At 63.0% G+C, this 19,017-nt stretch carries 15 protein-coding genes; 7 read left to right on the top strand and 8 right to left on the bottom strand.

Going from position 1 to position 19,017, the window contains the following annotated elements; genetic code table 11:
- The first annotated feature begins 37 nt into the window (after positions 1 to 37).
- The 4 genes from JAO73_RS03790 to JAO73_RS03775 all read left to right on the top strand — a co-directional run bounded on the left by JAO73_RS03790 (position 38) and on the right by JAO73_RS03775 (position 6,199).
- Positions 38 to 1,216, top strand: coding sequence for a PcfJ domain-containing protein (locus tag JAO73_RS03790; protein ID WP_198975835.1), 1,179 nt, complete (start codon positions 38 to 40; stop codon positions 1,214 to 1,216).
- A gap of 51 nt (positions 1,217 to 1,267) precedes the next feature.
- Positions 1,268 to 2,794 carry a TROVE domain-containing protein gene (locus JAO73_RS03785; protein WP_198975834.1) on the top strand — a complete coding sequence of 509 codons (1,527 nt, stop codon included), beginning with the start codon at positions 1,268 to 1,270 and terminating at the stop codon, positions 2,792 to 2,794.
- Positions 2,795 to 4,066: 1,272 nt separating this feature from the next.
- On the top strand, positions 4,067 to 5,467 hold the full coding sequence (locus JAO73_RS03780) for an RtcB family protein (RefSeq protein ID WP_198975833.1): 1,401 nt from the start codon (positions 4,067 to 4,069) through the stop codon (positions 5,465 to 5,467).
- A gap of 573 nt (positions 5,468 to 6,040) precedes the next feature.
- Positions 6,041 to 6,199 carry a hypothetical protein gene (locus tag JAO73_RS03775; protein ID WP_198975832.1) on the top strand — a complete coding sequence of 53 codons (159 nt, stop codon included), beginning with the start codon at positions 6,041 to 6,043 and terminating at the stop codon, positions 6,197 to 6,199.
- 218 nt (positions 6,200 to 6,417) lie between these two features.
- On the opposite strand, the gene JAO73_RS03770 is transcribed toward JAO73_RS03775, so the two are convergent.
- From JAO73_RS03770 to JAO73_RS03760, 3 genes are all read right to left on the bottom strand, one after another.
- Positions 6,418 to 10,725 (bottom strand): choice-of-anchor Z repeating domain-containing protein, encoded by a 4,308-nt coding sequence (locus JAO73_RS03770; protein WP_198975831.1) that lies wholly within the window; start codon positions 10,723 to 10,725, stop codon positions 6,418 to 6,420.
- A 259-nt stretch (positions 10,726 to 10,984) separates the two neighbouring features.
- On the bottom strand, positions 10,985 to 11,500 hold the full coding sequence (locus JAO73_RS03765; protein WP_198975830.1) for an MOSC domain-containing protein: 516 nt from the start codon (positions 11,498 to 11,500) through the stop codon (positions 10,985 to 10,987).
- A 30-nt stretch (positions 11,501 to 11,530) separates the two neighbouring features.
- Positions 11,531 to 11,995, bottom strand: a complete 465-nt coding sequence (locus JAO73_RS03760) for a hypothetical protein (RefSeq protein ID WP_198975829.1) — start codon at positions 11,993 to 11,995, stop codon at positions 11,531 to 11,533.
- Between the two features lie 366 nt (positions 11,996 to 12,361).
- On the opposite strand from JAO73_RS03760, the gene JAO73_RS03755 reads away from it, so the two are divergent.
- The 3 genes from JAO73_RS03755 (at position 12,362) to mutM (ending at position 15,330) form a co-directional block, all read left to right on the top strand.
- Entirely contained in the window at positions 12,362 to 13,330 is a 969-nt protein-coding gene (locus JAO73_RS03755) for a M48 family metalloprotease (RefSeq protein ID WP_198975828.1), read from the top strand.
- Between the two features lie 114 nt (positions 13,331 to 13,444).
- On the top strand, positions 13,445 to 14,353 hold the full coding sequence (locus tag JAO73_RS03750) for a PhzF family phenazine biosynthesis protein (protein WP_233168680.1): 909 nt from the start codon (positions 13,445 to 13,447) through the stop codon (positions 14,351 to 14,353).
- A 116-nt stretch (positions 14,354 to 14,469) separates the two neighbouring features.
- Positions 14,470 to 15,330 (top strand): DNA-formamidopyrimidine glycosylase, encoded by an 861-nt coding sequence (gene mutM / locus JAO73_RS03745; protein WP_198975827.1) that lies wholly within the window; start codon positions 14,470 to 14,472, stop codon positions 15,328 to 15,330.
- On the opposite strand, the gene JAO73_RS03740 is transcribed toward mutM, so the two are convergent.
- From JAO73_RS03740 to JAO73_RS03720, 5 genes are read right to left on the bottom strand one after another with little or no spacing between them, the layout of a single operon-like run.
- Positions 15,295 to 15,594 (bottom strand): hypothetical protein, encoded by a 300-nt coding sequence (locus tag JAO73_RS03740; protein ID WP_198975826.1) that lies wholly within the window; start codon positions 15,592 to 15,594, stop codon positions 15,295 to 15,297. The genes mutM and JAO73_RS03740 overlap by 36 nt on opposite strands.
- Before the next feature lie 15 nt (positions 15,595 to 15,609).
- On the bottom strand, positions 15,610 to 15,930 hold the full coding sequence (locus JAO73_RS03735) for a hypothetical protein (protein WP_198975825.1): 321 nt from the start codon (positions 15,928 to 15,930) through the stop codon (positions 15,610 to 15,612).
- Positions 15,931 to 15,936: 6 nt separating this feature from the next.
- Positions 15,937 to 17,343 (bottom strand): radical SAM protein, encoded by a 1,407-nt coding sequence (locus JAO73_RS03730; RefSeq protein ID WP_198975824.1) that lies wholly within the window; start codon positions 17,341 to 17,343, stop codon positions 15,937 to 15,939.
- Positions 17,344 to 17,357: 14 nt separating this feature from the next.
- Positions 17,358 to 17,948, bottom strand: a complete 591-nt coding sequence (locus JAO73_RS03725; protein WP_198975823.1) for a hypothetical protein — start codon at positions 17,946 to 17,948, stop codon at positions 17,358 to 17,360.
- Positions 17,941 to 18,705: a prolipoprotein diacylglyceryl transferase gene (locus tag JAO73_RS03720; protein ID WP_198975822.1), complete on the bottom strand. Its 765-nt coding sequence runs from the start codon at positions 18,703 to 18,705 to the stop codon at positions 17,941 to 17,943. The genes JAO73_RS03725 and JAO73_RS03720 overlap by 8 nt, the downstream gene beginning before the upstream one ends.
- Between the last annotated feature and the right edge of the window lie 312 nt (positions 18,706 to 19,017).

The raw sequence follows: 19,017 nt of genomic DNA, 5'->3' as shown, positions 1-19,017 counted from the left end.
CTGGCGCAATTGGCCCCAGTCTAAGCAAATAGAGTACATGTTTTCTTTTGGCTCGCCCCATGCGCTTTACGAAGCTTTGGGCGTCGATTCGGCCCTGGCGCAGCTATACGCAGCTTGCGTAGTGGGCCGCAGCAGCGCGGAGGAAGGCAACATGTTGGGGGCGTTGCGGGCCTTGGCAGCCAAACGCACCGGGTTGTTGCACCGCCCCGAACTGGCCCAAAACGTGGCGGCCCTCGCCGAGCGATACGCCAAGCGAGTGCGCGAAATAGCCGACTGGAAAGCCAGAACCAACAATGTATTCCGGCAGCTGACGAGTTTGGTCAGGCATTTATTCGACCCGTACGGCAACACACCGGACTGGCTGATTGAATCCTGGACGCGCCCGACGTTGGTGGAAGACGGCGTGAGCCTGCCCGATTTGACGGTGCACCTCGGACAGGGGCACTCGTTGCGCAGTTATCCTCGGTTGCCGGTACGCATCAGCAAACGACTGGAGCACGGCATGCGGGAAGCGCCCGCTGGTTGCACCTTCCGCGAGGCCCTGCGCTACGCCCAGCTCGCCGCCCGCGATGCGCTGGCGTGGTGGGGCCCATTGATGGAATCGCGCCTGGGCCGGGCTCCTTTGGTCGACGATGCCTTCTGGCTGAGCGTAGTGGACTTTTTCGTGGCCGCGCCCATGGTCGACCCGTGCCATTTTGGTCCCGTCTGCGACTGGATTCATCAGAAGCGCAGCGTCGGCATCGGGCCGGAGCCGGCCCAGCCAGGTTTCACGCTGAAAGGCCGCAGCATGGCTTCCGTGCTGGCTCACACCGAGCAGTGGCACCAAGGCCTGGCCCGGGAGCGCCGTCAGTCGGGCGGCGTCACGTCGCCCGATGTCGGCTGGGCTGGTTTGCCGGTGGCCAATTTCCAGGCCGGGCCGGTGCGCATCGAGCAGCTTACCACTGCTGGCCAGCTGCATGAAGAAGGAAACGCGCAGCGCAACTGTGTGGCTACTTATCTGCAATCGTGCCGCCAAGGCCGCTGCGGCATCTTCTCGCTAACCGTGGACGGCACTCGCGGCCTGACCATCGAAGTAACCGCGCACCGCACCGTGGTGCAGGTGCGCGGCAAATACAACCGCTGGATGACTCCGCAGGAGCACGTTTGGATAATGCAATGGCTCAACGAAGCCCGCCTGGTGCTGTCGAAACACGTCGGCATCGACTGGCAGGACTAACGCGCTGCAGTCAACTCAATCTTACACCATTTACATCCCACCCCTTCCATTATGCGCTTCAACTTCTTCTCCCGAAACCGCGCCCCCACCACCGTCAACCACGAGGGCGCGGCCGCCTTCATCCTCACGCCCCAGGTCGAGCTGTACGCGGCCGTTGCCACGGCGGCGCTCAGCGACCTGTTTTACGAAAAAGCCGACACCCGCCTGACGCGCTTGCGGGAGTTGGTGGCCAAAAACGAGCCGCTTTTCGTGGCCCAATTGGCGGTGTATGCCCGCGAAAGCCTGCACTTGCGCTCGGTGCCCTTGGTGCTGTGCGTGGAGCTGGCCCGCCTGCACCGCGGCGACAGCCTCCTGAGCCGCCTGGTGGCGCGGGTGGTGCAGCGCCCCGACGAAATCACGGAATTGCTGGCCTACTACGCCCAGGCCAACGGCCGCGGCGGCACCAAAATCCTCAACCGCGTCTCGAAGCAGTTGCAAAAAGGCCTGGCGCTCAGCTTCAACCGTTTCGACGGCTACCAGCTGGCGAAGTACGACCGCGCCGGGGCGGTGCGCTTGCGCGATGCCTTGTTCGTGGTGCACCCCAAAGCCCGCGATGAAGCCCAGCAAGCCTTGTTCGACCAGTTGGTGCGCGGCGAGTTGCCCACGCCCTACACTTGGGAAACCGAGCTGTCGGCAGTGGGGCAGCAAGCCTTCGCCGCCGAAGCCGAGCGGCAAGCGGCCGTTCGCCAGACCTGGGAAACGCTCATTGCGAGCGGTAAGCTGGGCTACATGGCCTTGCTGCGCAACCTGCGCAACATTCTCGAAGCCAATGTCTCGGCTGCGGCGATGGAACGGGTGTGCGATACCCTCGCCGACCGGTTTGCGGTGGCGCGCAGCAAGCAGCTGCCGTTCCGCTTCCTGGCCGCCTACCGAGAGGTCAAAGCCGTGCCAAGCGGCCACGTGGCCAGCGTGTTGGCAGCCCTGGAAACGGCCATTGCCCACAGCGCCGTGAACCTGCGCGGCTTCGGGCCCGACACCCGCGTGGTGGTGGCCTGCGACGTGTCGAGCTCCATGCATCAGCCCATTTCGGCGCGCAGCAAAGTGCTGCTCTACGACGTGAGCCTCGTGCTGGGCATGTTGCTGCAAAGCCGCTGCCAGCACGTGACCACCGGCATGTTCGGCAACACGTGGAAGCGCATCAGCCTGCCCCGCGGGCCGGTGCTCCGCAACGTGGAAGAGTTTTACCGCCGCGAAGGCGAGGTGGGCTACTCCACCAACGGCTACCTCGTGGTGCGCGACTTGCGCGAGCACCGGGAAGTGGTCGACAAAGTGATGGTATTCACCGACGTGCAGCTGTGGAACAGCACCGGCGACGGCGGCACCCTAGCCCAGGAATGGGCCGAGTACCGCCGCACCGTGGCCCCCGGCGCCCGCCTCTACCTTTTCGACCTGGCCGGGCACGGCACCGCCCCGCTGGAGGTGCGCCCCGAAACGGGCGTGGCCCTCATCGCCGGCTGGTCCGACAAAGTATTCGACGTGCTCCAGGCGCTGGACAACGGCGGCTCGGCGCTGTCGGAAATCGATAAAATTGACTTGTAACAACCACGCTGAACGGCCGGGCAACAAAGCGGAACCCCCGGCCGCCGCGGCGCAAGGTGGCGTAGGCTGGGCCTGCTTCGCGGGCGCACAGCGGGTGGCCGCTTCGGCGGCGAGGGTTCGAGTCCCTTCGTCCATCGTAGCCCGCCGCTCGTTTTCCTTGCTTCGCGGCAAAACCTAATCGATGGCGCTGAAAAGCCACTTCCCCGAATAATTTTTTGCCTAACTCAATGGGCATCACTGCCACTTACTGTCGAAAGGCAGAATAAAAAACACGTTCATGACGTTAAAACACAGACTCCACGACTAGGACGACGGCTGCCCTAAAGGGCAGTCGCCGACCGGAACGGGCGCCCGCTGCGGCAGCCCGTTCCATCTTGGTGACATCCGCATGGTTCAGGTGCCGTAGGCGGGCGATACTTCGTTGGTTGAAATCTGACTGTTAATCAGAGAGATTGGGTTCGAATCCCCTGCTGTTGCCTCGGCAACTGCTGACGCGCCAGCCGCTTGTTGCCCTGAACTGGCGGATGAAGCCGAGGAAAAATACGTTTCCGGGTGGGTGCCGTAGCCGGGCCTTCCTTCGCACCAACCTCCGGGGCGGTCGCGGGTTCGACTCCCGAAGTGCTGCCGCAAGGCAGGGCGACTGCAAATTGGTAGGGCCGCACCAGCTGGCCGGGCGCCTGTTGCCCCTTCTGGAAACTTCATGTCTAATTCCTGTCCAGGTGTCGTAGCCCGGCCATACTTCGCATTGTGATTGCCCAGGACGCGGGTTCAAGTCCCGCCGGTAGTTGCCGCAAGGCTGTCGCCGTAGCTCAGTTGGTTAGAGCAGGACTAGGAGGCCGGGCGCCTGTTGCCCCGGGCGGGGATTTTGGGAAATTGAACGAAGTAGAGACGCAATATTTTACGTCTCGTCGTCAGGAAATCGTCCGGCGAGTCGTTCAACGAGGAGACGCAACATATTGCGTCTCTACACCTCAGCCGGATGCCGTAGGCTTGCGTTCCTTCGACCTGTTAAGTCGCCTTTTGGCTCAACGCAAGTCGTCTGTCGCTCCGGTTTTGTCAGTAAAAACGGGCTGGTGCCGTAGCACCGCCATACTTCGTTCAGGTCGATGGGGTCGCCGGTTCGAGTCCGGCTCGCGGGTTTCGGCCCGCGGTAGCTCAGTTGGTAGAGCACATATGTGGGCGGTGTGCCCTGTTGCCCAGTCCGTTTTTATCTTTTTTTCATCAACGATGGAGACGCAAATAAGCCTCTCTGCCTCGTGCAACGACCATGTTATGGCCACTCTTTTACGCGGCAACGACCTTCGCACCCTCGGGTTTCCCGAAGGCCGGGCCATTGGGCTTGCCCTCGCGCAATTGCAGCGCAAGCACCTCAAAAAACTCTCGCAAACCGACCAGCTCGCTTTGCTAGGTCAACTTTTAGCCAACCCCAAAGACTACCTCACCGACCTCGACTGGAGCCACACCGCGGCGGCCTTGCTACCGGCGCCCTCGCGGCACATTGCGCTAGTGGAGCGCAAGCCCTACGCCACCTTCGGCGCCGAGCACATCGACCCCAGCGCCATCCACCAGATGGAAACGGCCATGAAACTGCCCGTGACCGTGGCCGGGGCCCTCATGCCCGACGCCCACCACGGCTACGGCCTGCCCATCGGGGGCGTGCTGGCCACCGACAATGCGGTGATTCCCTACGCCGTGGGCGTCGACATTGGCTGCCGGATGGCGCTGTCGGTGTTCGACTTGCCGGCCAAGTACCTTACCCAGCGCGTGCAGGAGCTGCGGACTTTGCTGCTCAATAATACCCGCTTTGGCTCCGGCCGGGGCTGGGAGCGAGGGCAGCGCATGGCCGCAGCCGTGTTGGAGCGCGACGAATTTTTGGAAATCCCTTTCCTGAAAAACAAGCGCGACAAGGCGGCCGAGCAAGTGGGTACTTCCGGCTCCGGCAACCACTTCGTGGAGTTCGGCATTGTCGAAATCAGCGAAGCGGAAAACGAGTTGGGCGTGCCCGTGGGCCAGTACCTGGGGGTGCTCTCGCACTCCGGCTCACGGGGCCTGGGCGCCGGCATTGCCGAACACTACACGCGCCTGGCCAAAGACGTGTGCCAACTGCCCACCGAAGCCCAGCACCTCGCCTGGCTCGACCTCGACACCGAAGCCGGCCAAGAGTACTGGGCCGCCATGAACCTGGCCGGCGACTACGCCTCGGCCTGCCACGCCCAGATTCACCAGCGGCTGGCCAAAGCCCTGGGCGAGCGGCCCGTGGCCAAGGTGGAAAACCACCACAACTTCGCCTGGAAGGAGCGGCTGGCCGATGGCCGCGAAGTGGTGGTGCACCGCAAAGGCGCCACGCCGGCCGGTGCGGGCGTGCTGGGCATCATCCCCGGCTCGATGACGGCGCCCGGCTTCATCGTGCGCGGCCGGGGCCTGGCCGAGTCGTTGGCTTCGGCCTCGCACGGCGCCGGGCGGCTCATGTCGCGCACGCGGGCCAAGGCGGAGCTGACCGAATCGGGCGTGCGCAAGCACCTGGCCGAACACGGCATCGAGCTCATCGGCGGCGGGCTCGACGAGGCGCCGATGGCCTACAAGGACATTTACACCGTGATGGCCAGCCAGCGCGAGTTGGTGGACGTGCTGGGCTCGTTCACCCCGAAAATCGTGCGGATGGACGGGGCGTAGGCCATAGCGCTTTCGCTTAGCCAGTCATGCTGAGCGCAGTCGAAGCATCTCTACCATGAGAGTAATTGAGTCACTACAACGAAGCGGTAGAGGTGCTTCGATTGCGCTGAGCAAGACGCCCGTGTTTGTTTATCGGATACGCTTTTGAACACCAGCGTAGACTCCGTTTTCAACAAAAAAGTTAAACTGATTTACACGTTATGCTAACGGAATAGATTCAACCCAAGCTACTTAGCAATAGGCCACAATTTACTTAGCAAAACATAATGAAAAAGACACGTCTTGCGTGGTCATTTTCCGAACTGATTGCGTTGTAACAGCGTATTTAAGGCATATAGCAAACATGCTGGCTGGCGTAGCAGCCACTCGCAACGGCCGTGTTTGGTATTGTGGGCATTGCTTCGCTTCTTGCCCCGGAGTGCGGACACCAGCTGCTGGCCAAGCTGAGGAAACACCAGAGCCATCAAAAAAGCCCCGTCGGTTGCTACTGACGGGGCTTTTCCATTTCTTCCGAAGCCGGAAATCGCCCCAGGGCCCGCGTACAGCAGGCTTGCTACTTTCTCCTTTCCGCCCATGTCGAACCAGATTTGCGGCAACGACTTTCGCAAAATCGGCTACCCCGCGGGGCCGGCCATTGGCTGCACCCTTGATGTGCTGGCCCCACAGCCGTTCAGCCTATCAAACGACAATAAAATCCAACCCGACAAACCAATTACCTACTATCTGGCGTAGATACTGCCAAGTCTTCTACAGGAGACAGTTGTTTTCATAGCTAGGAAAGCCTTCCGCCACTGGCGGAAGGTTTTTTATTACAAGCTGCAAATCAGCTGTTTTGCCTTGCTTGCACATTTATCGACAGTACACGTATTCCTACCATTAGGCAACAAAAAGCCCCGACTGCAGGCAGTCGGGGCTTTTTGTTGAAAACCCCTGTGGTTTCGCAGCAGAGGCTACTCGACCACCAGGCGTTTCACTACCAGGCCAGCGGCGGTGCGGGCCTGCACCGAGTACACACCGGCCGCCAGGCCGCCGACGGGCAGCTCCAGCGTCTCGGCCGTGCCGGGGGCCAGCGTGCGCGTGAGCACCGTGCGGCCCAGGTTGTCGACCACCGACACCGGCGTGGCTTGGGTGCCGCGCAGGGCCACCGGCAGCAGCAGCGTGGCCGCGCCGTGGGCCGGGTTGGGGTATACGCTGGCCAGCTGGGCCAGCGCGGCGGGCGCCGTGGCCAGCACGCGGGCCTGCGTGGTGAAGAGCACGGCGTAGCGGCCACCGGCTGCGGCGTTGGGCGCCAGCGAGAGGCTCAGCGCGGGCGTCGCGGCCAGGTCGGTGTAGGTGCCGCTGAGGGCATCGCGCAGGTAGGCGTGGTAGCCGGCGGGCAGGTTGGCCAGGTTATCGACGGCCAGGGTATAGGTGCCGGCCGTGAGCGAAGCCACTTGCAGGGGCAGCAGCACATCGGCCCCGGTGAGGGCGGGCTGGCCGTTGATGGCCAGGGCTTCGGCGCCGGCCTCGGTGGCCAGGGTCAGGCCGTTGGGGGCCGGCAGGTGGTAGGCATCGAAGGCGCGGTCGAAGCCGGCGGTGGCGCCTGCTTCAAAATAGACGGCGGCCTGCGTGGCCACGGCGGCGTTGCTCAGGCTGAGCTTCAGCTGCGGACGGGTGTCGGCGGTGCCGCGCTGGAAGGGCGTGGTGTCGTAATTCGTCACGCGCTCGGCGTCGGTGAAGCGGATGCTGCCGCTAGCCCCGGCCGTGCTGGTGCGCACAAAAAAGCCTTGGGCCACGGGCAGCAGGTTGGTGCCGCCGTTGGTGCTCTGGCCGTTCACGTAGCTGGCGTAGCTGCCGGTGTACTGGCCGCTGCTCTTGAAGACATACAGCGTGTTGTCGACGTTGGTGAGGCGGCCGTTGTTCACCACCAAGTTCCAGTCGAGGGCCGAGGGGTAGGGGTTGCCGCGCAGGTGCCAGCCGCTTTGGGCCTGCGTGCCGCGGGTGAGGCCGTTGACCGACAGGGTGCCGGTGAAGGGCACGCCCACGAAATCGACCACTTGGCCGGCGCCGATGTTCACCGTGTAGCCCTGCGAGACGATGAGCAGGCTGTTCAGCGCCGGGGGCGACATAAAGCCTTTGTCAAAGTCCGCGGAGCCGGCGCCGCCGCTGGTGTTCACGCGGGTTTCGTTGTAGCTAAATACCGTGGGGAAAGGCACCACGGTGTTGCCTACGGTGTTGTAGTTCGGGTTCACCACCGGCGTGAAAGTGCTGGTGGCCAGGTCGGCCACGGTAGAGCTTTGCACCGGCGAGCTGAAGTGGCGATAGCCCAGGCCGGCGTTGCGGGTGGGGTCGATGTAGCGCTGCACGGTGGCGGCGCCGTTCACCACGCCGCCGGTGTTCACCACAATGGCCGTGCCGGCCGCCGAGGAAAGCAGCGTCAGGGTCTGGCCGTTGGTAATGAGGTCGCCCGATTGCAGCACCACGCGTTGGGTGACGCTCACGGCCTGGCTCAGGGTGAGGCCGGCCGCGTTCTGAACGGCCAGGTTCAACACCCGGCTGGGCAGGCCCGGGCCCGTCACCTGAGCCGCGGTGCCGGCATAGCCATAGCTGGCGTCGGGGCTGAAGGTGCGCGTGCCCGACACTTGGATGGCGCCGGTGGCGCCCGTGGCGGCAATGCCCGCCGGGTCGCAAATGACCAGGTTAGCATTGGCTTGCAGCACGAAGCTGCCCGTTCCGGTAATGGGCTGGCAGTTCTGCACCAGGGTGCCGCCCGTTTGCACGGTCAGGGTGCCGGCCACCGTGAGCGGGCCCGTGAGGTTGGCCAGGCCCGTGCTGGTGATGATAACGTTGTTGTAGTTGCCCTGCACGGGTTGCGTCGTGCTCACCGTGAGGTCCGTGAGCGGGGCGGCCGTGGTGGAGAAGTTCACCGTGGCAGCGCTCGAAGTGGCCCCGCCAGCGCAGTTGCTCACGATGCTCACCGTGTAGGCGGTGCTGGGGTTCAAGCCCGTGAAATTGACCGAAGTAGCGCCGGCCGGCAGCGTTTGCGTGGTGGTAGCGGGCGAAGTCGTCACGGTGTAGCCCGTGGCCGTGCCGCTGCCGGTGAAGCTCACCGTGGCCGAGTTGCTGGTGACGTTGCTGGCTGCCAGGCCCGAGGGGGCATTGCAGGGCGCCGCGTTCACGGTGAAGGTGGCCGGGGCCGATGTCCCGCCGCCGGGGCCAGCGGTGGTCACCGTCACGTTGTAGGTACCGGGCGTGGCCTGGTCGGCGGCGGTGAGGCCAATGGTGAGTTGGGTAGCCGACACGAACGTGGTGGTGCGGGCCGTGCCGTTGAAAGTTACCTGCGAAGCGCCGCTCACGAAATTGGTACCGGTCACGGTCAGCGTTTGCGGGGCGGCGCCCGCCGTTACCGAAGCCGGCGACAAGCTGGTGATGGCCGGCGCCGGATTGTTTACGGTGAAGGTGGCCGGGGCCGACGTGCCGCCGCCAGGAGCGGGATTGGTCACGGTCACGTTGTAAGTGCCGGCCGTGCTGATATCGGAGGCCGGAATGCTGGCCGTCAGGTTGGTGCCCGAGACAAAAGCGGTGGTGCGAGCCCCGCCGTTGAAATTGACCACGGCGCCCGACACGAAGCCCGTGCCCGTCACCGTGAGCGTAAACCCGGTGCCCCCGGCCGTGGCCGAGTTCGGGCTGAGGCTGGTGATAACCGGGGCCGGGTTGGGCGCGGCCGTGGTGAAGTCGATGGTGACCGGCGCGGCCGTGGCGCCCGCGGCGCAGTTGCTCACGATGCTAACTGTATAGGTCGTGCTAGGCGTGAGGCCCGTGAAGTTGACCGAAGTGGCGTTGGCCGGCAGCGTCTGGGTGGTGGTGGCGGGCGCGGTCGTCACCGTATAGCTCGTGGCCGAAGGGCTGCCCGTGAACGTCACGGTGCCCGAGGTGTTGGTTACGCCCGAGGCGGCCAGGCCGCTGGGGGCGGTGCACGCCGGTGCCAGCGTGGTGAAAGTGGTGCTCACGGCACTCGACGACAGCGCGCCCGCGAAGCAGTTGCTCACGATGCTCACCGTGTAGGTGGTGTTGGGCGTGAGGCCCGTCAGCGTCACCGGCGAGGTAGTCACGGTTTGGGTGGTGGCGGTGCCCCCGGCGGGCGTCACCGTCACGGTATAGTTGGTGGCTAAGGTGTTGGGGGTAAACGTGATGGTGGCCCCGGTGCTGGTCACGCCGCTGGATGCGGGGGCGGTGGGCGCATCGCACACCGGCGCAGCAATGGGCACGGCCAAGTCGAACACGTTGAAGCCGGCCGACTGGGCCGTGGGAATCACGGTGCGCTTGTTGTCGACCACGCCCGTCTGCAGGTTCACGTCGAACAGGTTGGTGCTCGAAATGCCGCTGCCGTTGGCCACCGTCGTTTGAATCAGATAGCCCAACGTTGAGTTATTCGCAATATCAAGGCCCAGGGCCAGCGAGTTGGTCAGGTTATCAAAGCCGTTGTAGATGAGGGTAGGCGTGTTGCGGGTAAGCGTGCCAGCGCCAGGGGGGCTTTGAATGGTCAGGATGTTGCCGTTGGCCTTGTCGAGGTCGTAGAGCGTGGTGCTGGTGCTGCCGATGGTGGAATTGGTGTAAGCCGCCGTCACCACTCCCGGGGTGGCCGGGGTGCCGCCAACGTAGGCCAGCGGCGTGTCGGTGGCCACCAGCGAGCCGTCGACCGGGCTGATGCGGTAATTGTTGCGGTTGCTGCTCAGCACCCGGATTTGGTCTGCTACGGGATTGAAATCGAAGCTGATGTTGAAGACGAACAGCGGGTTGGTGGGTTGGCCCAGGTCCAGCGACACGCCGCTCCCAACCGGCGTGACCACCCCGGTGCTCACGTTCACCGTGTAGAGCTGCGTGTTTTTCACCGCGTTGGTGGGGTCGAAGGCGACGGTGGCGTCGTAGCCCAGGGCGTAAAGCTGCCCGGTGAGGGGGCGCGAGTCGATGCCGACCAGCTTCTGCGCCCCCTGCACGCCGGCAATCTTTACCGGAAAGGCGGCGGGGTTGGCATTTCCGCCGGCGTTCGCGGTGAAAAAAGTGATGAGGCCCTGGTCGCCAACGGCCGCCCCGGCCGGGAAGAACAAGGTGCTATTGGGGGCGATAGGCTGCGTAGCAGTGCCCAGGCCGTAAAGTGTAGTAGCCTGGGCCGGCGCTTGGGCCCGGGCCGTAGCCGCGCTGGCCAGCAGCAATACAGCGCACCCCAAGTAGCGAAGGTGCCGGCCCAGGGCCGACAACGCAGGTAAGTTTGTGGTCATGTATGAAGATTTAAAGGTTTGAAAGAACAAAAAAAGGCCCATTGCAAGCACCCGCAGGGCTAAAAACCGTTATTGGCCAAGGTACGTGGTTCGCGTAAAAGAAGATGCCCTGTGGCGTATTCCCAACAGAGCGGCCGGCACCTCACCGGTTCCCGAAAACACTTCGCCATCTTGCCTGGCAGCATGACTACCCCATCGGTTAGCTATATGAATTTACCGAAATCGTTTGTGATTTCGCAATTCGGGGCGCGGCGCCGGTTCAACTCAGCACCCGCACCACATCGCCCACCCGAATGATGCCGCCCTGGGCAATGTGCGCCGTGAGGCCGCCGTGCCCGCGCATGGCGTTGTAGCCGCCGGGACCCAGCTCTTCTTCCATGCGCGAGCAGGGGTGGCACTCACCGGTAATGTCGAGAATGACTTCCTCGCCGATTTGAATCTGGCGGTTTTTTAGGGCCAGCAGGTTCAGGCCGCTCACGGCCAGGTTGCGGCGCAGGCGGGCGGGGTCCAGTGGCGCGTTCAGGCCCAGGTAGCCGGCCACCGCCGCCAGGTGTTCCTGCTGAATGAGCGTGACCTGGCGCTTGCCGCCCGTCTTGGGCCGGGCGTGGTCGCCCAGCATGTGCGAATCGGTTTTGAGCTCGGCTTCGGGCACCGAAAGCAGGGGCTCGCGCCGCAGCGGGCGCTGGCCAATCCACTCCAGGCGGCCGGTTTGGGGCAGGGTGGCCAGCAGGCGGGCCACGGTCGATTTATCGTCGCCGAAGAAGGGGAAGGGCATGGGCGGAGGTACGCGGGCGCCGGGGCCGGGTTACAGTTCGTCGGGCGTGCCGAAGCCTTCCCGGATTTCGGTGTGCCGAATGAGGCCGCCCAGGTAGCCGGCCCGCGCCAGCAGGCCGAAGCCAGCCGCGGCCACCGCCAGCGCCGCCCAGGCCACCAGCACCGCGCGCGGCGAAGCCTGCTTGAGCAGGAGCAGGCCAAACAGGGCCAGCGCCGCCGCCGTTTCGAGCACCCAAAAGCCCAGCTCGGCCGCGCCGGCGTGGGTTTGGATGAGGGCGCGGCTCACGCGGGGCAGGTCCTGCACAATGGCCGCCGCTCCCTCGCCCGTGAGCTGAGTCGGCAGGCACAGCACACCCGCCGCCAGCACGGCCACCAGGCCCGCTTTTATCAGCGAGGCGTTGCGCTGCACCAGGCCCGCGCCCAGCAACACGGCCGAAAACAAGCTGCCCATTATCGGCAAATGGTTGACGAGGAGGTGGAGGTGGGCTTGGTTCATGCTGTGTGTAAGGTGGGGCCTGGCCCTGCGCTGCCGGCAAAGCTACAAGCCGCTGCAAAGCCCGGCGCTGGCACGCAACCGTTCAGCCCCCGGCGCGACTCTTTTAATTGAACTGCTACCTCCCGGAAATCGTTATTTCAGCAGCCCCGCCCGTGGTTGCCGAGCCCGCCTTTTTGCCGGCGGCTCCGCAATGTGAGCACGGGCGCGGCCGTTAGGCAAAAGCGCTGGTAGCTTGGCTGCTTTCGGTGCTGCGTCGCAGTCGTTTTGAGTGCCGGTAATGGGGCTTTTTTCCGGGCCTGATTCTCATATTTGGCACTTCAGTTGCCTAGGTTTTAGTCAGTAGTCATTCACCTCCCGTCTTTCGCTATGGCTTTGCTCCCTCGCTTTTTCCGCCGGCTCGCCGCTCCGCTGCTGCTGGCGCTGCCTATTGGTTTTACTTCTGCCGCGCAGGCTCAAACGGCCCCGGCGCCCACCGACGTTATCCGCGAAATCACCGACGCCGTGGGCCTCAAAGCCCGCTTCGAACTGCGGGCCACGCGCGACGTCGACAACGCCGCGGCCGTGGTGTATAACGGCAAGCGGTTTCTGCTCTACAACCCCGATTTCCTAAACGACATCAACCGCGCCGGGCACACCGACTGGGCCGGCATCAGCATCTTGGCCCACGAGATGGGCCACCACCTCAACGGCCACACCCTGCGTGCCGGCGGCTCGCAGCCGGCCGATGAGCTGGAAGCCGATGAGTTCTCGGGCTTTGTGCTGCGCAAGCTGGGCGCCAGCCTGGCCCAGGCGCAAGCCGCCATGGCCACCGTGCCCGACGATGGCGGCTCGGCCACGCACCCCGGCCGGGCGCCGCGCCTGCTGGCCATCGGCCAGGGCTGGCAGCGGGCCAACGGCCAGATTGTGGCCAGCGCCCGGTCGGCCGCGCCCTCGGCAGCTCCGGCCGTGGTGGCCGCCAGCCGTCCGCAGGCCCCTGTGCGCCCCGCCGTGTATGACAGCACCCCCGTGCGCCTGTTCCCCACCGAAGAGGCCGACCAGGAAGCCCGTGAAATGGTGGCCATCAACCAGGCCAACGGCAACGCCGTGAAGCTGGTGGGCCAGCTCACCTTCCGCAACGACCCCAGCCGCCGCTACTACCTCACCAACGCCCTGAAAGTGGTGCGCGTAGACGACGAGGACAACGCCGAGGAAGTGGGCCGCATCACGCGCACCACCAGCGAAACCTTCCCCTACGTGCTCACTGATACGCAGCAGCGCCGCCTGTTCATCACGGCCCGCGGCGACGTGTACGACAAAGCCGGCCAGCGCGTGGCCAAGGTGCACGACCCGTCTTAATTCGTTGTAGAGTACCTGAACAATGCCCGTTTGCGCAAGCAGGCGGGCATTGTTCGTTTGCAGCGGCTTTGCCGTTCCTTCGCGGTTTCATTCCGCCCACTTGTTCCGCTGCACATGCTCCCGTTTCTGCTTGTCGATGCCTTTACCACCGAGCCCCTGCGCGGCAACCCCTGCGCCGTGGTGCTCGACGCCGACGACCTCGACTCCGCCCTGCGCCAGCGCCTGGCCCGCGAGTTCAATCAGTCGGAAACGGCGTTTGTGAACCAGGCCGCGCCCGACAGTACCGAATTCACGGTGCGTTATTTCACGCCGGCCGAGGAGATTCCGCTGGCCGGCCATCCCACCATTGCCACCGTGACGGCGCTGCTGCACGCGGGCCGGGTGGCGCTGCCTGCCGATGGCTCCCCGCTGGTGCTCACCCTGCACTTAGCGGGTGGGCCCATTCGGGTGGATGTGCTGCCGAGCGCGGCCGGCCAGCCGCCCATGGTCTGGATGACCCAGCGCCGGCCCGTTTTCGGCGCCGTGCACGCGCCCGAAACTGTACTACCCCTTTTCGGCCTCACGCCCGACGACCTGCTGCCGGGCGCGCCCATCCAGACGGTGAGCACGGGCACGCCGCAGCTCATGGTGCTGCTGCGCGACCACGCCGCCCTGCGCCGCGCCCACGTGGCCGATGCCGCCGGCCTGGCGGCCTACCGCGCCGCGAGCGACTTTTTCAGCCCGCACCTATTTTGCCTGGGCGGGGCTACGCCCGCGGGCCACACTTTTGCCCGGCACTTTGGCACGCCGCCCGATATTTCGGAAGACCCCGTGACGGGGTCAGCCACGGGCGGCATGGCGGCGTATTTGTGGCACCACGGCTATTTGCATTCGCCGGAATTCGTGGCCGAACAAGGCCATGACCTGGGCCGCGCCGGCACGGTGCAGGTGCGCATCAGCGGCCCGCGCGAGGCCATTGAAGCGGTGCAGATTGGCGGGACGGGGGTAGTGGTGCTGGAAGGCGGATTGCGCGGGAATTTGTAGGGAGTGCGTTGCAACTCCGCAACGGGCTGGGCTGTTAGCAAAGTGGAAAAACCGGTCATGCTTCGGCTCCGCTCAGCATGACCGATTTATGTCGAACGTTCAGCCTTTCCCTCTCCGTGCCCGAATTACCCGAAGTCGAAACCTACCGCCGATTTATTGACGAGCTGGCCGTGGGCCAAACCATTGCCGCCGTGCAGGTGAACGATGCGCACGTGCTGGCCACGCCCGAAGACCAGCTGCGCGCCGGCCTGGTGGGCCGCACCATCACGGGCACCAGCCGCCTGGGCAAAAACTGCTTTTTGGAACTCGACAACGGCCACGTGCTGGTGCTGCACTTTGGCATGACCGGCGACGTGGGCGCCTACCGCGACGAGCCCGACGCCCCGCGCTTCACCCGCGTAGCCCTGCACCTCGAAGATTCCGGCCTGCGCCTGGCTTTCATCGACCCGCGCAAATTCGGCCGCATCCGCCTGGCCGACAGCGCCGCCGCCCACCAAAAGGCCAAGAAAATAGGCCCCGACGCCCTGGAAATAACCGCCACCGAGCTGCACCAGAAACTCAGCCGCCGCAAAACGCTGCTCAAGCCGCTGCTGCTCGACCAGAGCATCACCGCCGGCCTTGGCAACTGGATAGTGGACGAGGTGCTGTTTCAGGCCAAAATTCACCCCGAGCGCATCGGCGCGACCCTGACCGAAAAGGAAGGCAAAGCCCTGCACAATGCCGTGCAGCTGGTGCTGAATACGGCCATCAATCAGGAAGCCAACTACCGGCATTTTCCGGCCAGCTTTCTCATTCACGCCCGCGAGTGGGACACGTCGGCCACGCCCGCCAGCGACGACGCGCACACTTTCTGCCCGCGCCACAAAAGCGTCAAAATCGACAAATACTACGTGGGCGGCCGGGCCACCTACACCTGCCCCAAATGCCAGCCCGCGCCGGTCTCAGTGCATGCCGCCGTTGATGCCCGCAACAACTAAAATGCCTGAGCACGCCCCAAAACCTACAATAAGCACCAGCAACATGCTCACGAAGTAGGGCGCGGCGCCCACGTCTTCGGGGCCGCCGCCCAGGTGCGCAAAGGCCAGAATCAGGTTGTACAGCGCCTGGCCTAGGTAAAAAAAGCCGAACAAGAAAATGCCGGCATCGACCCCCATGTTCGCGGCCGCTCCCAGCACCACGGCCGCGGCCAGCAGAATCAGCAGGTTGTTGCGAACGATGCTGCCAAAGGTGGGCTTGTTCATAAGCGAATACCGATTTTAGTGAATTTCTGCAGGGTCTTCGATGATTTCAACCTCATGACGGGGATGAGACCCTCTGGCGCACATGCCAAACCCGATTATCAACAGGAGAAAAAACGATAGAAAAAAGCCCGACGCAAATTTCGATTCGCGCCGCCATTCAAACAGGAGAAACACGAAGCCGATGGGGATATTCAGGCACGCCAGCAGCAGCAGGCCCAAGCCACTATTAGACACATTTCGCCAGTTGAGGCCCACTAGCAGCAGCAAAAGCGCCAGGTTGATGCCCAGGGGCCAAGCGTAACGATGTTTGCTTTTTTCAGTTGGTTCAGCAGCCATATGCCATTACACGATGCCCACCCGCTCGGCCCGCAATTCCTCCAGCCGCGCCAGTTTCTCCGGGTCGCGGTAGAAGATGTTCATCGTCTCGAAGGGAATAATTTTCAAGTCCTTGCTCACAATGTGCACGCAGGATTTCTTCACGGCCCGCACGTCGAAATTGTGCGCGTCCATGAACTGCAGGATGATGATGCGAAAGAGGTTTTCGTAGCCCAGATTGGGGGCCGATACCTGCGGCAGGCAGCACAGCAGTTGGTTGATTTCGGGCACCACCGTGTCCACGGTATTGGCCGTGCTGAAGAGCTTGAGCATGTGCTGGCGCAGGCGCGGGTCGCGCTCGTACACAATGGTGTTGCCGGCGTTGGTGAGCAGGTCGGCGGGGTCGACGTAGCGGGTGAGGGGGAAGACTTCGCCGTCCAGTTTTAGGGCGTAGGCCATGGCCAGCGCGTCGGGGTTGCAGGGCACGGGCAGCAGGTCGTCGGCCGTGAAGACCGGGCTCTGGTCGATGATGCCCTGGCGCACTTCGGTGAGCGAAAACGAGTCGGTTTCGGGGTTGAAGTTGTCGAGCCGCCCGGCCGCCTGCGTGGGCTGAAATGTGACGCCGCGCACGCATTTCTGCTTCAGGGCGTAGTCGATGATGTCGCCCATTTCGTCGTCGTTCAGGCCCTTCTGCAGCGTCACCACCAGCGTGGTGCTGAGGTTGTATTTGTTGAGGTTTTCGATGGCTTTTTGGCGCACCTCGCGCAGGTCGCGGCCGCGCATGGTCAGCAGCACATTTTCGCGGAAGGAGTCGAACTGCAGGTACACCTCGAACGCGCCCGCATAGGTGGCCAGCCGCGCCACGAAGGCCTCATCCTTGGCCAGGCGCACGCCGTTGGTGTTCACCATCAGGTGCTTGATGGGCTTGCGCTTGCACATGTCCAGAATTTCCCAGAACTGCGGGTGCAGCGTAGGCTCGCCGCCCGATATCTGCACCACGTCGGGCTCGCCCTCGTTGGCCACCACCAAGTCCACCATGGCTTCCACTTCTTCCAAGGTGCGGTGGCGGCCGTGAGTGGGGCTGCTTTCGGCGTAGCAGGTGGGGCAGGTGAGGTTGCAGCGGTCGGTTATCTCGATGACCGTAAGGCAGCTGTGCTGCTCGTGGTCAGTGCACAGGCCGCAGTCGTAGGGGCAGCCGAAGTGCGTGGCCATGTTGAAGCGGCGCGGCGTCTCGCTGGGCTTCACGTAGTTGCGGGTGCTCTTGTAGTACTCAATATCGGTGGCAATGCGCACCTTCTGCCGCCCGTGCTCCGGGCAGCGCTTAAGCATGTACACGTTCCCGTCCTCAAAGACGATTTTGGCCTCGATGCGGCGCAGGCAGTGCGGGCACAGGCTGATGGTGAAATCGTAGTAGGTGTAAGGACGTTCGGGCATGGGCAGGGAGGGACCTATTGCTTGTGAAAAGAGTTGTTAGTAAAATCTAAATCAATAGAATTACTCCACCACGTTTTAGCTTCCAAAAGCTGCTCGGAAAAAGGTTTGTCGGGTTCGTAATTATTAATTTCTTTAAAACCAAACTTCATTTTTCCAGCCAGTGGATTGGAGATGCTTCTCTGCACTGTCGAAATCGGAATGACATATGTAATTTCTTTTTTACGAGTCTCTTTCTGAACTGCTTGAACCAAGATTCCATAAAACGCTATTGATTCTTGCGGTTTTAATACCGTTTTCTTAGGAAAATTTCTAGTGCATCCACCATTGTATAGAAAAGTAGCAGCACGGTCGGTCACCCAGTTCTCTTGCCACGAGCAGTTCATGAACCAAAGTGACTTCTCAAGCTGTGAGTTATTTTTTACCACAAGCTTCACAAAAAAGCCGCTCACATTGCTATTGATTACTGGGCTTTGTTGATAAATGATTGCACCAGCGCCTGTTATTTCAGCAGTGATAAGTAATTCGCTTTGTGCTACTTGTGCTTTTATTTTTGATGCACTGAACAGTGTGAAGAATGAAAAGCTTGCAAGTAGGTGCCTAGTCAATAGCCAATGCATTTTTCATTACCCTTTTGGTCCACACCCAAACATAATACCCCAGCCCCGCAACGCACGCCCACTGAATGGCCGTGAGGCCCAGCCCCGGTAGCGCCGCCGTGGGCTTGATGAATTCCACCAGCAGCCGGAATAGCAAATAGCCGCTCAGAAACAGCTGAAACCGTCGCCCATCGGCCAGGGGCCCGCGCCACCGTTCCAGCGCCCACAGCAGCAGCGCCAGCGCCCCCAGAAACAGGATTTCGTACAGGTTGGTGGGGTGGCGGCGGATGCCGTCGCCGAAATCAATGCCCCAGGGCAGGGGAGTGGCCGTGCCGTAGGTGCCGTCTTCGAGGCCGCTGAAGAAGCAACCGAGCCGGCCGATGCTCAGGCCCAGCAGAATGGGAAACACCATGAGGTCGCCGCTGCTGGCCGTGATGCCCAGACGCTTTTTGGTGAGCTCCACGCCGATGAGGCCGCCCAGGAAGCCGCCCACGATGGTTTTGTTGGTGAAATAATACACCCAGCCGCCGGGCGGGTGGGCCAGCAGCTCGGGGTGCTCCAGCAGGCCCAGCAGGCGCGAGCCCAACAGGGCGCCCGCGGCCGCGCCCACGAAAATCCATTGGCGGTGCGCGCTGCTGATGCGGTCGGCGTGGCCGGCGCGCAGGTGCGTGTAGAGGCGGTAGCCGAGGGAGTAGGCCAGCACCTCGCACAGCAGGTGCACGGGCAGGCGCGCGGGGCCCAGGGCTAGCTCGACGGGAAAATGCATGACGCAAATATGGGCGCAACGTGGCAGCGCTCATGTTTACGACGATGTTTCCCGTGCTGGTCAGGATTCATTAACCGTGTCCCGGCGCGTTGCTACCGGGTATGGCGGTGCGTGGCCCCGGGGTGCGTGCGCCAACCAGTACGAAATCCGGCTTGATGCGACGGGTGGGCTACGTTGGGGAAGTATATAAGTGGTAAAGTCTCAAAAATATGGGATTAAATACTTGTAAAACAATGGTTTTTATTGGGTATTGACGTTGTGATAAAGTCGAATTGTGAAACATATTTATATTGACAATAATAGCAGCACTTG

Origin of the sequence: Hymenobacter miniatus (assembly GCF_016427455.1) — a bacterium.
Taxonomy (GTDB): Bacteria; Bacteroidota; Bacteroidia; order Cytophagales; family Hymenobacteraceae; genus Hymenobacter; species Hymenobacter armeniacus.
The sequence above is the reverse complement of the archived record's forward strand: the minus strand, read 5'-3'. Positions and strand labels throughout refer to the sequence as shown.

Coding starts and splice junctions, on each gene's coding strand:
- JAO73_RS03740 (WP_198975826.1), bottom strand. CDS start 15,594: ATGAACAAGCCCACCTTTGGCAGCATCGTTCGCAACAACCTGCTGATT.
- JAO73_RS03755 (WP_198975828.1), top strand. CDS start 12,362: ATGGCTTTGCTCCCTCGCTTTTTCCGCCGGCTCGCCGCTCCGCTGCTG.
- JAO73_RS03735 (WP_198975825.1), bottom strand. CDS start 15,930: ATGGCTGCTGAACCAACTGAAAAAAGCAAACATCGTTACGCTTGGCCC.
- JAO73_RS03720 (WP_198975822.1), bottom strand. CDS start 18,705: ATGCATTTTCCCGTCGAGCTAGCCCTGGGCCCCGCGCGCCTGCCCGTG.
- JAO73_RS03775 (WP_198975832.1), top strand. CDS start 6,041: ATGTCGAACCAGATTTGCGGCAACGACTTTCGCAAAATCGGCTACCCC.
- JAO73_RS03765 (WP_198975830.1), bottom strand. CDS start 11,500: ATGCCCTTCCCCTTCTTCGGCGACGATAAATCGACCGTGGCCCGCCTG.
- JAO73_RS03760 (WP_198975829.1), bottom strand. CDS start 11,995: ATGAACCAAGCCCACCTCCACCTCCTCGTCAACCATTTGCCGATAATG.
- JAO73_RS03785 (WP_198975834.1), top strand. CDS start 1,268: ATGCGCTTCAACTTCTTCTCCCGAAACCGCGCCCCCACCACCGTCAAC.
- JAO73_RS03730 (WP_198975824.1), bottom strand. CDS start 17,343: ATGCCCGAACGTCCTTACACCTACTACGATTTCACCATCAGCCTGTGC.
- JAO73_RS03780 (WP_198975833.1), top strand. CDS start 4,067: ATGGCCACTCTTTTACGCGGCAACGACCTTCGCACCCTCGGGTTTCCC.
- JAO73_RS03750 (WP_233168680.1), top strand. CDS start 13,445: ATGCTCCCGTTTCTGCTTGTCGATGCCTTTACCACCGAGCCCCTGCGC.
- JAO73_RS03770 (WP_198975831.1), bottom strand. CDS start 10,725: ATGACCACAAACTTACCTGCGTTGTCGGCCCTGGGCCGGCACCTTCGC.
- JAO73_RS03790 (WP_198975835.1), top strand. CDS start 38: ATGTTTTCTTTTGGCTCGCCCCATGCGCTTTACGAAGCTTTGGGCGTC.